The organism is Rhodoferax potami, from assembly GCF_032193765.1.
GTDB lineage: Bacteria > Pseudomonadota > Gammaproteobacteria > Burkholderiales > Burkholderiaceae_C > Allorhodoferax > Allorhodoferax potami.
Window position 1 is genome coordinate 235,167 of the sequence record NZ_JAVBIJ010000001.1, and the last position, 16,074, is coordinate 251,240.

14 protein-coding genes and 1 tRNA gene are annotated in these 16,074 nt (G+C 59.5%); 4 read left to right on the top strand and 11 right to left on the bottom strand.

Going from position 1 to position 16,074, the window contains the following annotated elements:
* Positions 1-13: 13 nt before the first annotated feature.
* The 6 genes from RAE21_RS01150 to RAE21_RS01175 form a co-directional block, all read right to left on the bottom strand.
* A complete protein-coding gene (locus RAE21_RS01150) occupies positions 14-637 on the bottom strand; it encodes a 50S ribosomal protein L25/general stress protein Ctc (protein ID WP_313879762.1) in 624 nt (207 codons plus the stop codon).
* A gap of 102 nt (positions 638-739) precedes the next feature.
* Entirely contained in the window at positions 740-1,702 is a 963-nt protein-coding gene (locus tag RAE21_RS01155) for a ribose-phosphate pyrophosphokinase (protein WP_313873955.1), read from the bottom strand.
* 79 nt (positions 1,703-1,781) lie between these two features.
* Positions 1,782-1,858: transfer RNA gene (locus tag RAE21_RS01160), tRNA-Gln, on the bottom strand.
* Between the two features lie 14 nt (positions 1,859-1,872).
* Positions 1,873-2,748, bottom strand: a complete 876-nt coding sequence (gene ispE, locus RAE21_RS01165) for a 4-(cytidine 5'-diphospho)-2-C-methyl-D-erythritol kinase (RefSeq protein WP_313879763.1) — start codon at positions 2,746-2,748, stop codon at positions 1,873-1,875.
* Between the two features lie 33 nt (positions 2,749-2,781).
* Entirely contained in the window at positions 2,782-3,285 is a 504-nt protein-coding gene (locus tag RAE21_RS01170; protein WP_313879764.1) for an outer membrane lipoprotein LolB, read from the bottom strand.
* Positions 3,282-5,018 carry a tetratricopeptide repeat protein gene (locus RAE21_RS01175; protein WP_313879765.1) on the bottom strand — a complete coding sequence of 579 codons (1,737 nt, stop codon included), beginning with the start codon at positions 5,016-5,018 and terminating at the stop codon, positions 3,282-3,284. Before RAE21_RS01175 ends, RAE21_RS01170 begins: the two co-directional genes overlap by 4 nt.
* A gap of 39 nt (positions 5,019-5,057) precedes the next feature.
* On the opposite strand from RAE21_RS01175, the gene mutM reads away from it, so the two are divergent.
* From mutM to mutY, 3 genes are read left to right on the top strand one after another with little or no spacing between them, the layout of a single operon-like run.
* Positions 5,058-5,873, top strand: a complete 816-nt coding sequence (mutM, locus tag RAE21_RS01180; protein ID WP_313879766.1) for a bifunctional DNA-formamidopyrimidine glycosylase/DNA-(apurinic or apyrimidinic site) lyase — start codon at positions 5,058-5,060, stop codon at positions 5,871-5,873.
* 43 nt (positions 5,874-5,916) lie between these two features.
* Positions 5,917-7,878, top strand: coding sequence for a dynamin family protein (locus RAE21_RS01185; protein WP_313879767.1), 1,962 nt, complete (start codon positions 5,917-5,919; stop codon positions 7,876-7,878).
* Positions 7,879-7,880: 2 nt separating this feature from the next.
* Complete coding sequence (gene mutY / locus RAE21_RS01190; RefSeq protein WP_313879768.1) at positions 7,881-8,945, top strand: A/G-specific adenine glycosylase; 1,065 nt, start codon at positions 7,881-7,883, stop codon at positions 8,943-8,945.
* Between the two features lie 103 nt (positions 8,946-9,048).
* Here the strand turns inward: mutY and rapZ are convergent, their stop codons facing one another.
* The 3 genes from rapZ to RAE21_RS01205 are packed head-to-tail and all read right to left on the bottom strand — an operon-like array spanning position 9,049 to position 12,512.
* Positions 9,049-9,942, bottom strand: a complete 894-nt coding sequence (rapZ, locus tag RAE21_RS01195; RefSeq protein WP_313879770.1) for an RNase adapter RapZ — start codon at positions 9,940-9,942, stop codon at positions 9,049-9,051.
* Positions 9,943-9,945: 3 nt separating this feature from the next.
* Entirely contained in the window at positions 9,946-11,595 is a 1,650-nt protein-coding gene (gene recN / locus RAE21_RS01200; RefSeq protein WP_313879771.1) for a DNA repair protein RecN, read from the bottom strand.
* 20 nt (positions 11,596-11,615) lie between these two features.
* A complete protein-coding gene (locus RAE21_RS01205) occupies positions 11,616-12,512 on the bottom strand; it encodes an NAD kinase (RefSeq protein WP_313879772.1) in 897 nt (298 codons plus the stop codon).
* A 40-nt stretch (positions 12,513-12,552) separates the two neighbouring features.
* Here RAE21_RS01205 and hrcA point away from each other — a divergent pair, with 40 nt between their 5' ends.
* Entirely contained in the window at positions 12,553-13,557 is a 1,005-nt protein-coding gene (hrcA, locus tag RAE21_RS01210; RefSeq protein ID WP_313879773.1) for a heat-inducible transcriptional repressor HrcA, read from the top strand.
* A gap of 101 nt (positions 13,558-13,658) precedes the next feature.
* Here the strand turns inward: hrcA and RAE21_RS01215 are convergent, their stop codons facing one another.
* On the bottom strand, positions 13,659-14,783 hold the full coding sequence (locus RAE21_RS01215; protein WP_313879774.1) for a beta family protein: 1,125 nt from the start codon (positions 14,781-14,783) through the stop codon (positions 13,659-13,661).
* Complete coding sequence (locus RAE21_RS01220) at positions 14,784-16,007, bottom strand: ImmA/IrrE family metallo-endopeptidase (RefSeq protein ID WP_313879775.1); 1,224 nt, start codon at positions 16,005-16,007, stop codon at positions 14,784-14,786. It abuts the gene before it with no gap.
* Positions 16,008-16,074: the final 67 nt, after the last annotated feature.

The window sequence follows — 16,074 nt, forward strand, 5'->3', positions numbered from 1 at the left end:
CGCAAAGCGTTAATTACTTCTTACCTTTTTTGCCCTTGGCATCAGCAGCGGGAGCTGCAACGGGTGCAATCACTTCTTCCACAGGAGCGACCACGGACACAACCACGGGGTTTGGCTTGCCGTGAGTCACAGCAACAGTTCCCTTGGGCATAGCCAGATCGTTCACGTGCAAGGACTTGCCCTTCACCAGACCGCTCAGGTCCACAGCGATGAATTCAGGCAGGTCGGCAGGCAAGCAAGCCACTTCCAGCTCGGTGATCACGTGGTTGATCAAGCAGGAATCGGTCTTCACTGCAGGCGAGTTTTCCTGGCCGCTGAAGTGCAAAGGAACGCGCATGCTCAGCTTGGTGTTGGCTTCCACGCGTTGGAAGTCAATGTGCAGGATCAATTGCTTGTAGGGGTGCATTTGCACGTCGCGCAACAGAACCTTGCTTTCCTTGCCGTTGAATTCCATGTCCAGGATAGTGGAGTGGAAAGCTTCTTTCTTGATGGCGTGCCACAAAGCATTGTGATCCAGCTCAACCAAGAGGGGTTCGCCAGTGCCACCGTAAACGATGCCAGGTGTACGACCGGTAACGCGGAGACGGCGGCTCGCACCCGTGCCCTGCTTAGCGCGCTCAAAAGCGACAAATTTCATATTCAACTCCTAAAAGAGTCCACCGCGACCAGTGTGACTCCGACTTTAAAAAGACATCGCCGGCACAGCGCCGGCAATATCTGCTTTTTGCACCGGGTAGTGTTACTCGGTGAACAAACTCATGACCGAATCTCCCTTGGCGATCCGCTGGATCGTGTCGGCGATCAGCGGAGCCACGGAGAGTTGGCGAATTTTGGTGCACTGCGCGGCGGCAGCGCTCAAAGGAATGGTGTTGGTCACCACGACTTCGTCGAGGGCGTCACCACCAGCGATACGCTCGATGGCCGGGCCGGAGAAGATGGGATGTGTGCAATAGGCATACACCTTCTTCGCGCCGCGGGCTTTCAATACTTCAGCGGCCTTCACCAAAGTGCCGGCGGTGTCGATCATGTCGTCCATGATCACGCAGTTGCGGCCTTCAATCTCGCCGATCACGTGCATGACTTCAGACACGTTGGCCTTGGGGCGACGCTTGTCGATGATGGCCATGTCGCAGTTCAACTGCTTGGCCAGAGCGCGGGCACGCACCACGCCACCTACGTCGGGCGACACCACGATCAGATCGCTGTAGTTCTTCTGGCGCAAATCGCCCAGCAGCACGGGGGACGCGTAAATGTTGTCCACCGGAATATCAAAGAAACCCTGGATCTGGTCAGCGTGCAAATCCATGGTCAGCACGCGGTCTACGCCCACGGCTTGCAACATGTTGGCGACCACTTTGGCAGTGATAGGCACACGGGCAGAGCGGGGACGACGGTCTTGACGTGCATAACCGAAGTAGGGAATCACGGCGCTGATGCGCTCAGCAGACGCACGCTTGAGTGCATCGACCATGATCAGCAGTTCCATCAGATTTTCGTTAGTGGGAGCGCAAGTGCTCTGGACCACAAACACGTCGCGGGCGCGAACGTTTTGGTTGATCTCTACCGTGACCTCGCCATCCGAGAAGCGACCGACGGTGGCTGCACCGAGGGAAATGCCGAGGTGCTTGGAAATGTCTTCCGCCATGCCAGGATTGGCATTGCCGGTAAAAACCATGAAATCAGGGGGTGTGAATGCCTGCATGTGGGGAGGTCCAGCGAAGAGAGTGGGTTTATTTTTTCACAGATCGCATGCTGAATCGGGACCGGCCCGAACAGCAATTTGGCAGGGGAAGAAGGATTCGAACCTTCGCATGCTGGAATCAAAATCCAGTGCCTTAACCAACTTGGCGACTCCCCTACACGGGTTGGTAGCTAAACGCTACCCACCGATAAACCATCGCTGGGTGCCCATCCCTGAAGGGGGTGAACATCCAAACTACTGCACAACCTGACTTGACAATCAGTAGGCGCATTACCCATTTCGATGTCCTGAGTGCAGTGCGCAAAAACTGCGCTTCCTGAACCAGTCATTCGACCACTGAGACCTTTTGAATTCAGCCACTGAAGGGCTTGGTTCATTTCCGGGCACAGCGTCTGGGCTATGGCCTGCAAATCATTTCTTGTTGTCTTTAAGACATTTTCGAAAGTGTGTGCAGCGAAGCCATAGATTGTAGCGCACTCTGAATCACGTTTCAAGCTTGGATCGGAAAAAATTCGTTTTGTTTCTAAACCGGCCCCGGGTTTCACGACCAACCAAGGCGAAACCGGGATGTCGATGGGGGTCAGTTTTTCTCCGATGCCTTCTACCCACGCGTTCTTTCCGCCGAGGAAAAAGGGCACATCTGCACCCAGTTTCAGGCCGATCGCTAGCAGCGCAGGCAGCGGCAGATTCAAGTTCCACAGGCGATTCAAGACCAGCAACGTAGACGCTGCATCCGAAGACCCTCCGCCCATGCCTGCTTGCGCCGGGATGGATTTGTGGATGCCGATGTGGGCACCCAAGGCGCAGCCGGTGGCTTGCTGCAAGGCGCGGGCTGCGCGGAGTACGAGATCGTCTTCCGGCAAGGCCCAGCTCAGATCCTCGCGGCTGATACCGCCATCACTGCGCAGGTCGAAGTGGAGGGTGTCACTCCAATCAATCAGCATAAAGGGGGACTGCAACAGGTGATATCCATCCTCGCGGCGACCCACGATATGAAGGAACAAGTTGAGCTTGGCGGGGGCGGGGATGTCGTAGAGCGACTGCATGGCGGCGATTATCTGCGCTGCAGGGTGCGTCGTTCAGGGCTGCAGAATGATTCGCAACTCAACACGCGGCAGCGATGGGTCATCGCGCTGGGCCGTTAATCGACCTTGCTCTAGGGTACTCAGGTCCACGGACCAGCCTGGCACGGGCGTAGCCGTACCCCGGAGCCAATCAAACAGCGCTTGCACCGGGAGCTCGGCGCCGGTAGCCTGCTGCACCAGTGCCTCGACAGAGTCAAACTGGCGGATTTGTCCTTCTGCCGCGAGGGTTGCGGTGCCGGGCGCCCATTGCAGCTTTGTCGCAGTAGTGCCGAGGGGGGTGTAAAAGGCCAGCTGGCCTGCTTCGGCTGAACCACCCAATTCAAAGTCGGCGCTGAAGGCTTGGGGTGGCGTGCTCTGCACTTTGAGGGCCAGTCTGCCGCTCCACTGCGATTCAGCAGGAAAAGTGCTGTTCGCGCCCGGTTTATGTGCGCAACCTGCTATCAAAAAAATAGCAATCCAGAGCGTGAGGCGCGCTCGGGTCCGGATTCCCCAGCTCATAAGGACGGGTTCAGCCGCTGGATGGTCTCGCGCAGGGTTTCGTTGTCTTTTTGCAGTTCCAAGCCCTGCTGCCAAATTTTGGTAGCCGCTTCGCGCTGCCCTGAGACCCACAGCACTTCGCCCAAATGGGCTGCTATTTCTGCGTCCTGCCGGCTGGCATAGGCTTGCTGCAATAGGCGCTGTGCTTCGGGGAGATTGCCGCTGCGGAACTCCACCCACGCGAGGCTGTCGACGATAAAGGGGTCTGCGGGTGCAAACTCCAACGCCTTTTGGATCAGTTGCCGCGCCTCTGGCAGGCGTATGCCACGGTCCGCCAAGGAATAGCCCAATGCGTTGTACGCGTGGTGGTAGTCCGGCGCTTTGGCAATCAGCTTGCGCAGCAGGGTTTCCATCTCCTCAGGTCGACCGAGTTTTTCTGCCACCATGGCCAAGTCGTAGGCAAAGGTGTTGTCATCCGGGTAGGTCTGCACCGCGGTTGTGAGCAAGGTGTAGGCCTCGCTCATTTGCTTGTAGTCGCGGAGCAGCTGGATTTCGGTGGCCAGCTTGGTGCGGGCGTCATCGGCTTGTCGCTCAGGGGCGTTGCGGATCGCGGCACGGGCTTCATCCAGCTTGCCCTGGCGGGCCAGCAGCGTGGCGCGGCGCACAGTCACCCGCAAGGCGTCTTGGGGGCTTTTGATCCGTTGCAGGAGTGCGTTGGCTTCGTCGGGCTTGCCGTTCAGTTCTGCAATCTGGGCGAGCAATAAATAGGCTTGTACCGCGCCCCGTCCGGTTTCGGTCTCGTCATTGGGGTCTTGTTCGGCGGGGAGCAGGCTCAGGTATTGCTTGAGTGATTTCTCTGCCGCGGCCGGGCCTTTGTCCTGGATTTCCAGAGACCCACGTACCAACCAAGCATCCGCAAAATCCGGCTTTTGCGTGTTGATCAGCTGCATTTGGGTGAGTGCTTCGGCAAACCGCTGCGCACCTATCAAGGCCCGCCCGTAGCCCATGCGGATTTCGGGTAGCGCATTGCCAGCCAAGTACTTGCGCACGATCGCCTCGGCGGCGGGCGCTTTGGCATCCATCAAATTCAGGGCGAGTACTGCCGGCTCTTCCGCGTTGGCATCCAGCGCGGCGCCACGTTGGGCTGCATCCAGCGCGCCGGGCAGGTTGCCAGCGCCGATTCGCATCACGCCGACAGCGCTCCACGCCGCGGGTCCGTAGAGCGTGGTGGGCAGGTCTGCTGCCAGCGCCTGTTCGAGCACCGCTGCGGCCAGTGTTTTATCGGTTACCCGCTGGAAATAGCGTGGCAACACATTAATAGTGCCTACCCGGTCCTTTCCCGAGAGGCCTTGGAGTTCGCGTTTGAGTGGTTCGGTCAGTTCAGACAGGCGGTTCGTGCCTATCAATATTTGCAAGATGTAGCGATTGGCATCTTTCGAGCTTGGGAACCCCCGCTGCCAGGCACGGGCGGCCTCCAGCGCAAAGTCCGCGCTTCGGGCGCGTAGGGCCAGCTCTACCGCCCGCTCGTACAGCCGCGGTGAATTGGCGCGCCGGGCTGCATCCAGGGTCAAGGAGAACGCATTGGTCTCATCGCCATTGAAGGCGCTCATTTCTGCCACCAGGATCTGGTACATCAGCCCGGCGTTGAGGTCCGAGTTTGTGATGGGCGCCGGCGCCACAGCCTGCGCGGACCCGAATGGAATGAGTCCGGCCACGACGGAAGCGATAGCGATGAGGCGTTGGGTGCGGTGCATCAGACCATAATAATCCAACCCCCGTATCTGAGAGCGCCCATGCCTGAATTGCCCGAAGTTGAAGTCACCCGCCGGAGTTTTGCCGACCGCATCACCGGCGCCACGATTCAGGCAGTGCACATGGGCAAACCTTTGCGCTGGCCATTGCAATGCGAGCCAGCATCGTTGGCGGGCATGCGGGTGCGTGGCGTCCGGCGCCGGGGCAAGTATCTGTTGATCGACCTCAGCGAAGGCTTGCTGCTGGTGCACTTGGGCATGTCGGGTTCGGTGGTCTTTGACCGGCATTTGCCGCCCGCGGGTGTGCACGACCACTTTGACATGGTCACCGATCTCGGCACCCTGCGCCTGCACGACCCCCGCCGCTTCGGCGCTGTGGTGTTTGCGGCGGGTGAGGCAGACCCGGTTGCGCAAAAACTGCTGGGCCACTTGGGCGTAGAGCCTTTGGGTGACGGTTTTGAGGTGGCCGTTTTTCTGGCCGGGCTGCGGCAGCGCAAAGCCCCCATCAAACAAGTGCTCTTGGCCGGCGAGGTGGTGGTGGGGGTGGGCAATATTTATGCGTCCGAGGCCTTGTTCTTGGCGGGTATACGCCCCACCAGCCCGGCCAACAGCATCAGCAAGCCGCGCGTGGCCAAGCTGCATGCGGCGGTGAAGGATGTGCTGAGCCGCGCGGTAGAGAAGGGCGGCAGCACGCTGCGCGACTTTTCCAACGCCAATGGCGAGAGTGGCTACTTTCAATTAGAGGCCAATGTCTACGGCCGTGAAGGCGCGCCTTGTCGTGTGTGTGCGACACCGGTGCGAGCGATCCGGCAAGGGCAGCGGTCTACCTATTTCTGCATGATTTGCCAGAAGCGCTAGGGCTGGATGGGGTGCTATATTGGCCGATTCCTCGGGGGACTACGTGGCTACTTCATTCAACGATCAATTTGACCAACACGGCACATGGCGGCGTGAGTTTGCGCTGCGCCTGAAGCTGCTGGCCGAATGGCTGAAAGACCACGAGTTGCTGGATGCCGGCGTCGAAGAGCGCCTGTTGCGCCTGGAGACCCAGCTGCGCTCTGACAAGGTGATGGTGGCCTTTGTGGCCGAGTTCTCGCGCGGCAAGTCCGAGATGATCAACGCCTTGTTCTTTGCGGGCTACGGCCGGCGCATCATGCCGGCCAGCGCAGGCCGCACCACCATGTGCCCCACTGAGATGGGTTATGACGCTGAGGTGCCCCCCTGCCTGCGCCTGCTCCCGATCGAGACCCGCCTGCAACCCCAGGCGCTGATGGAATGGCGCATGGCGCCCGAGAAGTGGACCCGCATCGACCTCGATGTGAACAATCCCCAGCAACTGGCCAAGGCCTTGGAAAAAGTCGCCGAAACCATTCGGGTGACACAAGAAGAGGCCCGCGCCTTGGGCTTCTGGAATGCCCAAGCCCCTGAAGACAACCCCATGGTGGACGCGCAGGGCATGGTCGAAGTGCCGCGCTGGCGCCATGCGCTCATCAATATTGCCCACCCGCTGCTCAAGCAGGGGTTGGTGATTCTGGACACCCCGGGCCTGAACGCCATCGGCGCTGAGCCGGAGCTGACCGTCAGCCTGATTCCCCAGGCCCACGCCGTGGTGTTCATGTTGGGCGCCGACACCGGGGTGACCAAGTCTGACTTGGCTATCTGGCGCGAGCACCTGATCACCGAGTCCACCGACCCCGAAGCGCGTTTGGTGGTGCTCAACAAGATCGACACGCTGTGGGACGCCCTCAGTACCCCCGCCCAGATTCAGACCCAGATCGACCGCCAGCGCACCAGCACCGCTGATATTTTGGGGATTTCCAAAGAGCGGGTGATTGCGGTGTCGGCCCAGAAGGGCCTGGTCGCCAAGGTCACCGAAGACGATGCGTTGCTGCGCCAGAGTTGCCTGCCGGTGCTCGAAGACGTGCTCGGCCACGGCATGATGGGCAAGCGCCAGCAGATTCTGGCTTCCGCCATGAAGGGCGGAATTACGGATTTGCGGGCTGAAACCGGTCGCGTCATCAACATCCGTAAGCGCGACCTGACCGAGCAGATGATGGAGTTGCAAAGCCTGCAGGGCAAAAACGCCAACGTCATCAAGCACATGCGCAACCGCATCTCGCAAGAGCAGGCCGAGTTTGACCAGGGCGGCGCCAAGATCCATGCAGTGCGCTCAGTGCATCTGCGCCTGCTGCGCGAGGTGTTCAACATTTTGGGCGCAGCCATGCTCAAGAAAGAAATGGCCGGGCTGGGTGACACGTTGCTGCAAAAGGGCCTCAAGTTGGGCGTCAAGCGGGCTTACAGCGAAACCTTTGACCGCCTGCGTGCCAACCTGCAGCGGGTGCAAGCCCTGTGCGCCGAAATCCAGACCATGCTGGAGGCCAGCTTTACCGCGCTGAACGCCGAATACGGCTTCTCGCTGCAGCCACCGGCGCAGCCGGACATGGCCCGATTCACGGTGGATCTGGACACGATCGAACGCAATCACCTGCAGTATTTGGGCTTGGGCAATGCCTTCCGCCTGGCCCAGCCGGAGTTTGCAGACCGCTTGGTGCGCGCCTTGTCCACGCGGTTGCGCACGGTCCACGAAACCGCCTTGGCAGATGTAGAGCTCTGGAGCAAAGCGTCTGCAGCGCAGCTCGATGCCCAACTGCGCGAGCGCCGCCGCAATTTTGTGCGCCGTATTGAAGCGATTGACCGCATCTCGCAGGCCGCGGGTGGCCTGGAGGACCGCATCGGTGAAATCAATCTGCAGAGCAACGCCCTGAATGTGCTGGACGACAAGCTCATGGAGCTCACCTCCTACCTGGTAGCGGCGCACCAGAGCAGCACCGCGCTGACCGAAGTCGACGTCGAACTGGTCTGACTATGGCGACACCGAGTTTTGCCACCGCCGTGGTGCGCTGGCAGGCGCAGCATGGCCGCAACAGCCTGCCTTGGCAAAACACCCAAGACCCGTACCGGGTGTGGCTGTCAGAGATCATGCTGCAGCAAACGCAGGTGGCCACCGTCATCGGCTATTTCGACCGCTTTTTGGCCCGCTGCCCTACGGTGGCAGACCTGGCCGCCGCCAGCAGTGACGAGGTCATGGGCCTGTGGAGCGGCCTGGGCTACTACAGCCGCGCCCGCAATTTGCACCGCTGCGCCCAGCTGGTCATGGAGCTGCACGGCGGTGCCTTCCCGCGCGATGCGGCCACGCTGGTCACCTTGCCCGGTATAGGCCGCTCCACCGCTGCGGCGATTGCCTCGCTGTGTTTTGACGAGCGGGTGGCCATCATGGATGCCAACGTCAAGCGTGTGCTCACCCGCGTGCTGGGGTTTGACGCCGATCTGGCCTCCACCAAGAATGAGCGCGCTCTGTGGGACCAGGCCACAGCCCTGCTGCCCAGCGCGGCCGAGGTGGCCACTGAGGGCCCGCGTGTGATGCCGCGCTACACACAGGGCATGATGGATTTGGGCGCCTCGCTTTGCAGCCCCAAGCGGCCCAGCTGTTTGCTCTGCCCGGTGCAAAACCAGTGCGCTGCTGCCAAGGCAGGAGACGCCGAGCGCTACCCGGTGCGCACCCGCAAGCTCAAGCGCAGCAGCCAGAGCCTGTGGCTCTTGTGGTTGCGGCGTGTTGATGGCGCAGTGTGGCTGAGCAAGCGCCCCACGCCTGGTGTGTGGGCGGGCTTGCAGTGCTTTCCGCTGTTTGAGAGTGAAGACGCGTTGCGCGCCGCGCTACCGCCCGCGTTTGCTGGCGACTTGCACTTCCTGCCCGCAGTGACCCATGTGCTCACGCATAAAGACCTATTTATGCATCCAGCGCAGGTGGAATGTGCGCAAGTTGCTATGGATTTAATAGCAAGTGGCTTGGGCGAGGGCGCTTGGTTTACGCCCGCCGAATGGGCTGCGGCGGGCTTGCCGGCACCTGTGCGAAAGCTGTTGGAAGGCTAGAGAGGGTTTTGCCGCCGGGCCGCCCCAAGGCGTGGACTCGGGGTTTTGCCAAACGCGCCCCCGTGGGGGGCAGCGACCCGCGCAGCGGCGGAGCGTGGGGGCTTTAGGCTCTTGCGTCCATCTCGCGGTGGCGCTTGAGGGTGATCCACTCACCACTGAAGCGCTTGGCGAGTTGTTCTACCAAAAACACCGAGCGGTGTTGGCCGCCCGTGCAACCGATGGCCACGGTGACATAGCTGCGGTGGTCGCTCGCCAAAGCATCGAGCCAGCTTTCCAGAAAGTGGGCAATGTGGTGCTGCATGAGCGCCACGGCATCTTCGGCCATCAGGAAATCCATCACCGGCTGGTCCCGCCCGGTCAGGTGCTTGAGCTCGGGGTTGTAGTGCGGGTTGGGCAGCATGCGCACATCGAACACGTAGTCCGCATCGGTGGGCACGCCCCGTTTGAAGGCAAACGATTCAAACACCAGCGTGAGTTGCCCCCCGGGCGAGGCGATCAGCGCTTTGACATAGCTCTGCAACTGCGAGGGGCGGATGATGCTGGAGTCAATCACATGGGCCTGCTCGCGCAGGTCGGCCAGCAGCTCGCGCTCCAGCTCAATCGCATCGACCAGCGCGCGGCGCTCATCGCGCTCGCCATGGTCGGAGCTACCCTGTGACAAGGGGTGCTTGCGTCGGGTCTCAGAGTAGCGGCGCACCAGCGTGTCGGTGGTGGAGTCCAAAAACAAAGGCTTGACCACCACGCCCAGCGCCCGCACCGCAGCCAGTTGCTGGGGCACTAAAGGCAGTGAGACCGCGCTGCGCACATCCATCGCAATGGCGATGCGCTGTGCGTCGTGCTGGCGTTCCAGCTCCACAAAGGGCAGCAGCAGCTCGGGCGGCAGGTTGTCGACGCAGTAAAAGCCTGCGTCTTCCAAGGCGTGAAGCGCCACCGATTTGCCGGAACCCGACATGCCGGTGATCAGCACAATTTCCATCGACGTGTGTAGAGAGCTCATTTTTTATAGGCCTGACTGCAACATTTCTTTCGCGTGTGCCAGCGTAGTGCCTGAGAGTTTCTCCCCACCTAGCATGCGGGCAATTTCGGCCACGCGCTGCTCGCCGCCCACGGGGGCCACGGTGCTCAGGGTGGCTTTGCCTTGCAGCTGCTTGGAAACCACCAAATGGTGGTGCGCGCAGGCGGCTACTTGGGGCAGGTGGGTCACGGCCAGCACCTGGCGGTCGCTGCCCAGCTGCTGCATGAGGCGGCCCACGGTTTCGGCGACTGCGCCGCCTACGCCGGAATCCACCTCGTCAAATATCAAGGTCTGGGCGGTGCCCAAGCGGCTGGTGGTCACCGCAATGGCGAGCGCCATGCGCGACAGCTCGCCGCCCGAGGCCACCTTACCCACCGGGCGCGGTGTGCTGCCCGCATGGCCCGCGGCCAGAAACTGCACGTCTTCCAGCCCGCTGGCCTGGGGCTGGGCCAAGGGCTCCAGTGCCACCTCAAACCGGCCGCCTTGCATGCCCAGCCCTTGCATGGCATGGGTGATGCTTTGGGCCAGCAAGGGTGCGGCCTTGGCGCGTTGTTTGGAGAGGGCTTTGGCCTCCGCCATGAAGGCGGCTTGGGCCTTGCGCTCTTTGGCTTGCAGGCCGTCCAGGTCAGCGGCGGCATCCAACTGGGCTAGCTCGGTTTTCCAGCTCGCCCACAACTCGGCCAGCTCTTCGGGCGGGCGCTTGTAGCGGCGCGCCAGGCTCACCCAGAGCGACATGCGTTCGTCCAGCTCCGCCAGCCGCTCCGGGTCCAGCTCGGCGCGGCGGGCATAAGAGCGCAGGCTGTGTACCGTATCTTCTATCTGCGCGACGCTGGAGTTCAGGGCCTCAATGGCATCTTTGAATTCGGCTTCCAGGTGCGACTGGGCTTGCAGCAGCTGCAGGGCAGCGTGCAGCGGGGCTAGCGCATTGGTGTCGTCGTCTTCCAGCAGGTTGACGGCGCCTTGGGCGGCATCAATCAGCGCCTGCCCATTGGCCAGGCGGCTATGGCTGGCGTTGAGCTCGGGCCACTCGTCGGTACCGGGGTTGAGCTTGTCTACCTCGCCAATCTGCCAGGCCAGACGTTCGCGCTCGCGCTGCAGGCTGTCTTGTGCGGCTTGGGCTTGGGTGAGGGCTTGTTGGGTCTGGCGCCAGGTGGCCCACAGGCTGCCCAGAGCGCTGGTGTCCAACTTGGCATAGGCGTCCAGCAAGCCGCGCACTGCCTCAGGCCGGGTCAGGCTTTGCCAGGCGTGCTGGCCGTGAATGTCCAGCAGCTGCTCGCCGATGGTGCGCAACTGCTGCGCGGTGGCGGGGCTGCCATTCACCCAGGCGCGGCTTTTGCCCTGCGTATCTACCGTGCGGCGCAGCAGCAGGGTGTCGCCACTCTCAAACCCGGCCTCGTCCAGTACAGCTTGCAGGCCGGGCGCGTTGTCAAACTCAGCGCTCACATCGGTGCGGGCCGCGCCTTCGCGGATCACGCCGGTGTCGGCGCGCGCGCCAGTGACGAGCTGCAGCGCATCAATCAGGATGGATTTGCCCGCGCCAGTTTCACCTGTCAGCACCGAAAAGCCGGATTCGAGGTCCAGCTCCAGCTCGCTGACGATCACAAAGTCTCTGAGAACAATTCGCTTGAGTGCCATGTTTTCAATAGGGGTGGTGCTTACGCCACCCCTTCATTCCAATGCATTTTCTGGCGCAGGGTGTCAAAGTAGGTCCAGCCCTTCGGGTGCAAAAAGCGCACCTTGTGCTGCGAGCGGGTCACCTCAATGCGGTCGCCGTGCATCAAGCTGGCCAGGCTTTGCATGTCAAAGTTGGCGCTGGCATCGCGTCCTGCTACGATTTCGATAGCTATGTGCGCACTATCGGCGAGGGCTATCGGCCTGTTTGACAATGTATGTGGCGCAATCGGCACCATCACCCAAGCCGCAATCGAGGGGTGCAACAGCGGCCCTCCGGCCGACATGGCGTAGGCGGTGGAGCCCGTGGGCGAGGCGATGATCAGCCCGTCCGCCCGCTGGTTGGCCACAAAGTGTCCGTCTACCTCCACGCGCAGTTCCACCATGCCCGAGGTGGCTCCGCGGTTCACCACCACATCGTTCATAGCTTCGGCCTCAAACACGCAGTGGCCGTCGCGCATCACGCGGGCGCGCATCAGGGCGCGGTCGTCCACCTCGTAGTGGCCAGCCAGCATGGGGGCCAGTGTGGTTTTGTATTGCTCGAAGCGGATGTCGGTAATAAACCCCAGCCGCCCGGAGTTGATGCCGATCAGCGGCACCTGGTAGCGCGCCAACTGGCGCCCGATGCCCAGCATGGTGCCGTCGCCACCCACCACCAAGGCCAGGTCGCAATGGGTGCCAATGCCGTCCACATCCATGGTGGTGTAGTTGCTCAGGCCCGTGTTGGCGGCGGTGTCGGCCTCGATCACCACCTCGCAGCCCTGGTCCATCAAATAATGGGCAATCTCGTCCAGCGATTTGCGGGACGAGGCCCCCGCAGCGCTGGTGCCGGTGGTTTGGTACTTGCCGATCAGAGCGACATGCCTAAATAGAGACAACATGCGCAAATTAGACACTAAATAGGTTACTAAAATGACCGGCATGCTCGATGAACGTTCCAAGATGTTGATGAAGGCGCTCGTAGAGCGCTATATCGCCGATGGACAGCCCGTCGGCAGCCGCACGCTCTCCAAAGAGTCCGGCCTCGACCTCTCGCCCGCCACCATCCGCAACGTCATGTCGGACTTGGAGGACCTGGGCCTCATCGTCAGCCCCCACACCTCGGCCGGGCGCATCCCCACCGCGCGCGGCTACCGCCTGTTTGTGGACACCATGCTCACGGTGCAGCAAGGCCACATGGCTGCGCACAGCCTCGCGCCCGATCAGCCGCAAAAAGTCATCAGCAACGCGGCGAATCTGCTCTCCAACTTGTCGCAGTTTGTGGGGGTGGTGATTGCGCCGCGCCGCACATCGGCTTTCCGGCATATTGAGTTTTTGCGCCTCTCGGAGCGGCGGCTGCTGGTCATCATCGTGGCGCCCGATGGCGATGTGCAAAACCGCGTCATCTTCACCGAGGTGGACTACACCCAAAGCCAGCTCGCCGAGGCGGCCAACTTTTTGAACAGCAGCTACATGGGGCTGGAGATCGAGCAAGTGCGCCAGCGCCTGCAAGGCGAGGTAGAAAGCCTGCGCGGCGAGATTGCCACTCTCATGCAAGCAGCGGTGAATGCCAGCTCGGAAGTGATCTCCGAAACGCAAGACGAAGTGGTGATCTCCGGCGAGCGCAACCTGCTGTCGGTGTCTGACTTTTCGAGCGACATGGGCCACCTGCGCCGCGCGTTTGAGCTGTTTGAGCAAAAGGCCCAGCTTATGCGCCTGCTGGACGTGACCGGCCAGGCCGAAGGCGTGCGCATCTTCATCGGGGGCGAGAGCCAGGTGGTGCCGTTTGAAGACCTGTCCATCGTCAGCAGCCCCTACGAGGTGGATGGCAAAGTGGTTGGCACGCTAGGCGTGATCGGCCCCACCCGCATGGCGTATGACCGCATGATCCAGATTGTGGATATCACCTCCAAGCTGGTGAGCAACGCGCTGAGTCACCACAAATAATGGCGACCAGATAACAGCCAAGATTAAGCACTTTATTGCATCCGTCTGCGCCTAGGCAGCACCAACTAGACCGCTGCTCCAAGCTGCGGACATTCACTCAATTAGACACTCAGACCTGCGCTTGCTGACGGGCTCGAGACAACCGTGCGTTGATGCTCAAAAATCTCTGCAACAACAGCGCTGACATGGTGGTTGCTGTCTATAGCGATCATGCTAGTTGCTTCGCGAACTTCTCTAAGGCCCAAGCCGCAATTCAAGATTTCAGCATCCCCCCAACTAAAAGGAGGCGTCGTGTGCATATAGTGAGCCGACGCCACAAGGGTGGCGCAAAGCCGTTTGTGTTGAGAAGTCAATGTTTCCAGTCGCTTTGAATGTCCACGCACAATGAAATACTGATTGTTAATGGTGTATCGAATTTTGGCGTTTGCATCAGGAGCAATCACTCCCTCAATCGCATCAGGGTTTCGAATCAAATAGTCGCCAAAAATAAGTGACGTGTCTTTGCTGGCAGAGAAAATTGCTTTCCAGGCAAGCATTTCGATGCGCGGGATGCAGCCTTCCGAGTTCGTTTTGTTTACCGCCGCATTCACAACTGCAGGCATCGATCCACCTGCAACAATTACAGTGCCGAAGCCCAAACCACGCAAAACGCCTACGGCGCGCTCAACATCTCCCATTAAGTCTGGGACTGCAACCGTAGATACGTTGCCGAAGTCGAGGAGGATGTAGCAATTTTTTGGTCCGACGTTGAGCGCTTCCATGATTTCATTCATGCGCTCAGAGAAATACTCAACGTCAGGCATGTCATCTTGCACGGCTTCACGATCAATGCGAATGCAAGGTGTTACTTGTACCGAAGTACGAATATTCTTGTGCGCTTGGACGTACAGAGGATCGTCCCAACGGTCGTAACCGACTACCGGTTGAACCGGAACGCCATTTGATCGGAACACTGAAAACGCATATTCCAAAACATGAATTCCACTTTCGGTTCGCGCGTTCGGCTTCCACTTAGAAATATCTAAAAACGCCTGGCGTCCGGGCCAAGCTTTGCCAGCGCTAGTCGCAGTTCGAAGGATGGATTTTTCGAACAAACGTGCATCGGGCTTTTGGGCGGGCAACTCAAAGACAGGCATCACTTTTTCTGAAATACCTGCCGCCAAGTTTGTAAGGGCTGTGAATTCACCCTTTTTAGCGCCCATCACTGGAACATATAGAAGACTCATTTAGACCTCCAGCTCAGAAAAGTTAAAGTGTTTACGTACCTGTCCGTGACCAATCAAATCATTGAAGAGCGTGTAATTTTCCCGCTCTTTCCGTAACCGGCCAGAGATGATTGCCGGATGTATCTTCAATTCTCTGGACAGCGCATCTATGGCTTGATTGCTTGGATTCAAGTAGGCATCGCTACGTTTCCAAGCGATCCTGGGGATTAACGCTTCTTTTGCAATCCGGTTTGCCTCTACCTCGCGCTTGTCCTCAGATGAGGCATCTAAGTTGTCCAAGAACGTCTCTTCCTCATCCACATGCTTCCACAAATGCGCGACCTCGTGGAGTAAGGTAAACCAAAAATTGTCCAACCGATCAAACCGCAGAGTAAGTCCAATAATGGGTGTTCCATCGGTATCCTGCAAAGCTGCCCCGTCTAGCAGTGTCCCTTTCAAATGTGGCTCAATAACTACCGCAATGCCACGTTTTTCTAAAAACTCTACTGCCAACGCTGGGCCTTGGTCTGACCAACTTAACTGCGCGAGTTCTCGCATAAAGGCAGTTGAAAACTGATCTCTATCAAAAGTCCCTAGCATGCTCTTCCGTTCTCTTGCCTTCTGAATCACACGTGCTAACCACGCATATAGCGCGTACTTTGTGGAAGGTGAATAAGCATCTCCGCCCAGCGTTCGACGAAAAGCAGTACTCCCGAATTCGACGCCCGCATTTGTGATGAAGCCTTTCACTAGGTCTTCTGTCGACTTAACTGCTTTATTTGCCAGCTTTTGAAGCCAGCCGCGCGCCATCATTTCCTTTATGGGGAAACTGCCCCAGTCAACTTCATCTTTATCCGTCTTTGGAACTTCAATCGAATCCATGCCAACTAGTGTTTCCGTGGATATGCCCAGTCCACTGGAAAGTGCACGAATCATGTTCACTGTCAGCGGTCGCTTTCTTGCCAAAACCTCAGATACCCGGCTGCGAGTTCCAAAGTAAGGTGCAAGATCAGACTGCTTCAGCCCTTGTTCTTGCATGCGAAACAGAATTGCGCTAATTGGATCGGGAGCCTCAATTGGGAATTTCTGATTTTCGTACGCTTCAACCAGCACAGACAGGAGTTCTAGACTGTCGGCCGTTTCGCTGCCTGGCGGCGGTTCGCAAGCGATAAGTCGCTCTATTTCCAAGAGGTATTCTTGGTGTTGCTCTTCAGAGCGGATTACTTTGGCGTCTACTCGCATCATCAACTCGTACTCTTTAGGTCCGTCACCAAAGCAACGGCCTGTGGAAAAACAATTGCAACCTGGATAC

What these genes read in the sequence shown, in the direction of transcription:
- rapZ (WP_313879770.1), bottom strand. Translation starts at nt 9,942, where the DNA reads ATGAGCTCTCTACACACGTCGATGGAAATTGTGCTGATCACCGGCATG.
- hrcA (WP_313879773.1), top strand. Translation starts at nt 12,553, where the DNA reads ATGCTCGATGAACGTTCCAAGATGTTGATGAAGGCGCTCGTAGAGCGC.
- ispE (WP_313879763.1), bottom strand. Translation starts at nt 2,748, where the DNA reads ATGCAGTCGCTCTACGACATCCCCGCCCCCGCCAAGCTCAACTTGTTC.
- RAE21_RS01205 (WP_313879772.1), bottom strand. Translation starts at nt 12,512, where the DNA reads ATGTTGTCTCTATTTAGGCATGTCGCTCTGATCGGCAAGTACCAAACC.
- mutY (WP_313879768.1), top strand. Translation starts at nt 7,881, where the DNA reads ATGGCGACACCGAGTTTTGCCACCGCCGTGGTGCGCTGGCAGGCGCAG.
- RAE21_RS01215 (WP_313879774.1), bottom strand. Translation starts at nt 14,783, where the DNA reads ATGAGTCTTCTATATGTTCCAGTGATGGGCGCTAAAAAGGGTGAATTC.
- RAE21_RS01220 (WP_313879775.1), bottom strand. Translation starts at nt 16,007, where the DNA reads ATGATGCGAGTAGACGCCAAAGTAATCCGCTCTGAAGAGCAACACCAA.
- RAE21_RS01150 (WP_313879762.1), bottom strand. Translation starts at nt 637, where the DNA reads ATGAAATTTGTCGCTTTTGAGCGCGCTAAGCAGGGCACGGGTGCGAGC.
- mutM (WP_313879766.1), top strand. Translation starts at nt 5,058, where the DNA reads ATGCCTGAATTGCCCGAAGTTGAAGTCACCCGCCGGAGTTTTGCCGAC.
- RAE21_RS01170 (WP_313879764.1), bottom strand. Translation starts at nt 3,285, where the DNA reads ATGAGCTGGGGAATCCGGACCCGAGCGCGCCTCACGCTCTGGATTGCT.
- recN (WP_313879771.1), bottom strand. Translation starts at nt 11,595, where the DNA reads ATGGCACTCAAGCGAATTGTTCTCAGAGACTTTGTGATCGTCAGCGAG.
- RAE21_RS01155 (WP_313873955.1), bottom strand. Translation starts at nt 1,702, where the DNA reads ATGCAGGCATTCACACCCCCTGATTTCATGGTTTTTACCGGCAATGCC.
- RAE21_RS01175 (WP_313879765.1), bottom strand. Translation starts at nt 5,018, where the DNA reads ATGCACCGCACCCAACGCCTCATCGCTATCGCTTCCGTCGTGGCCGGA.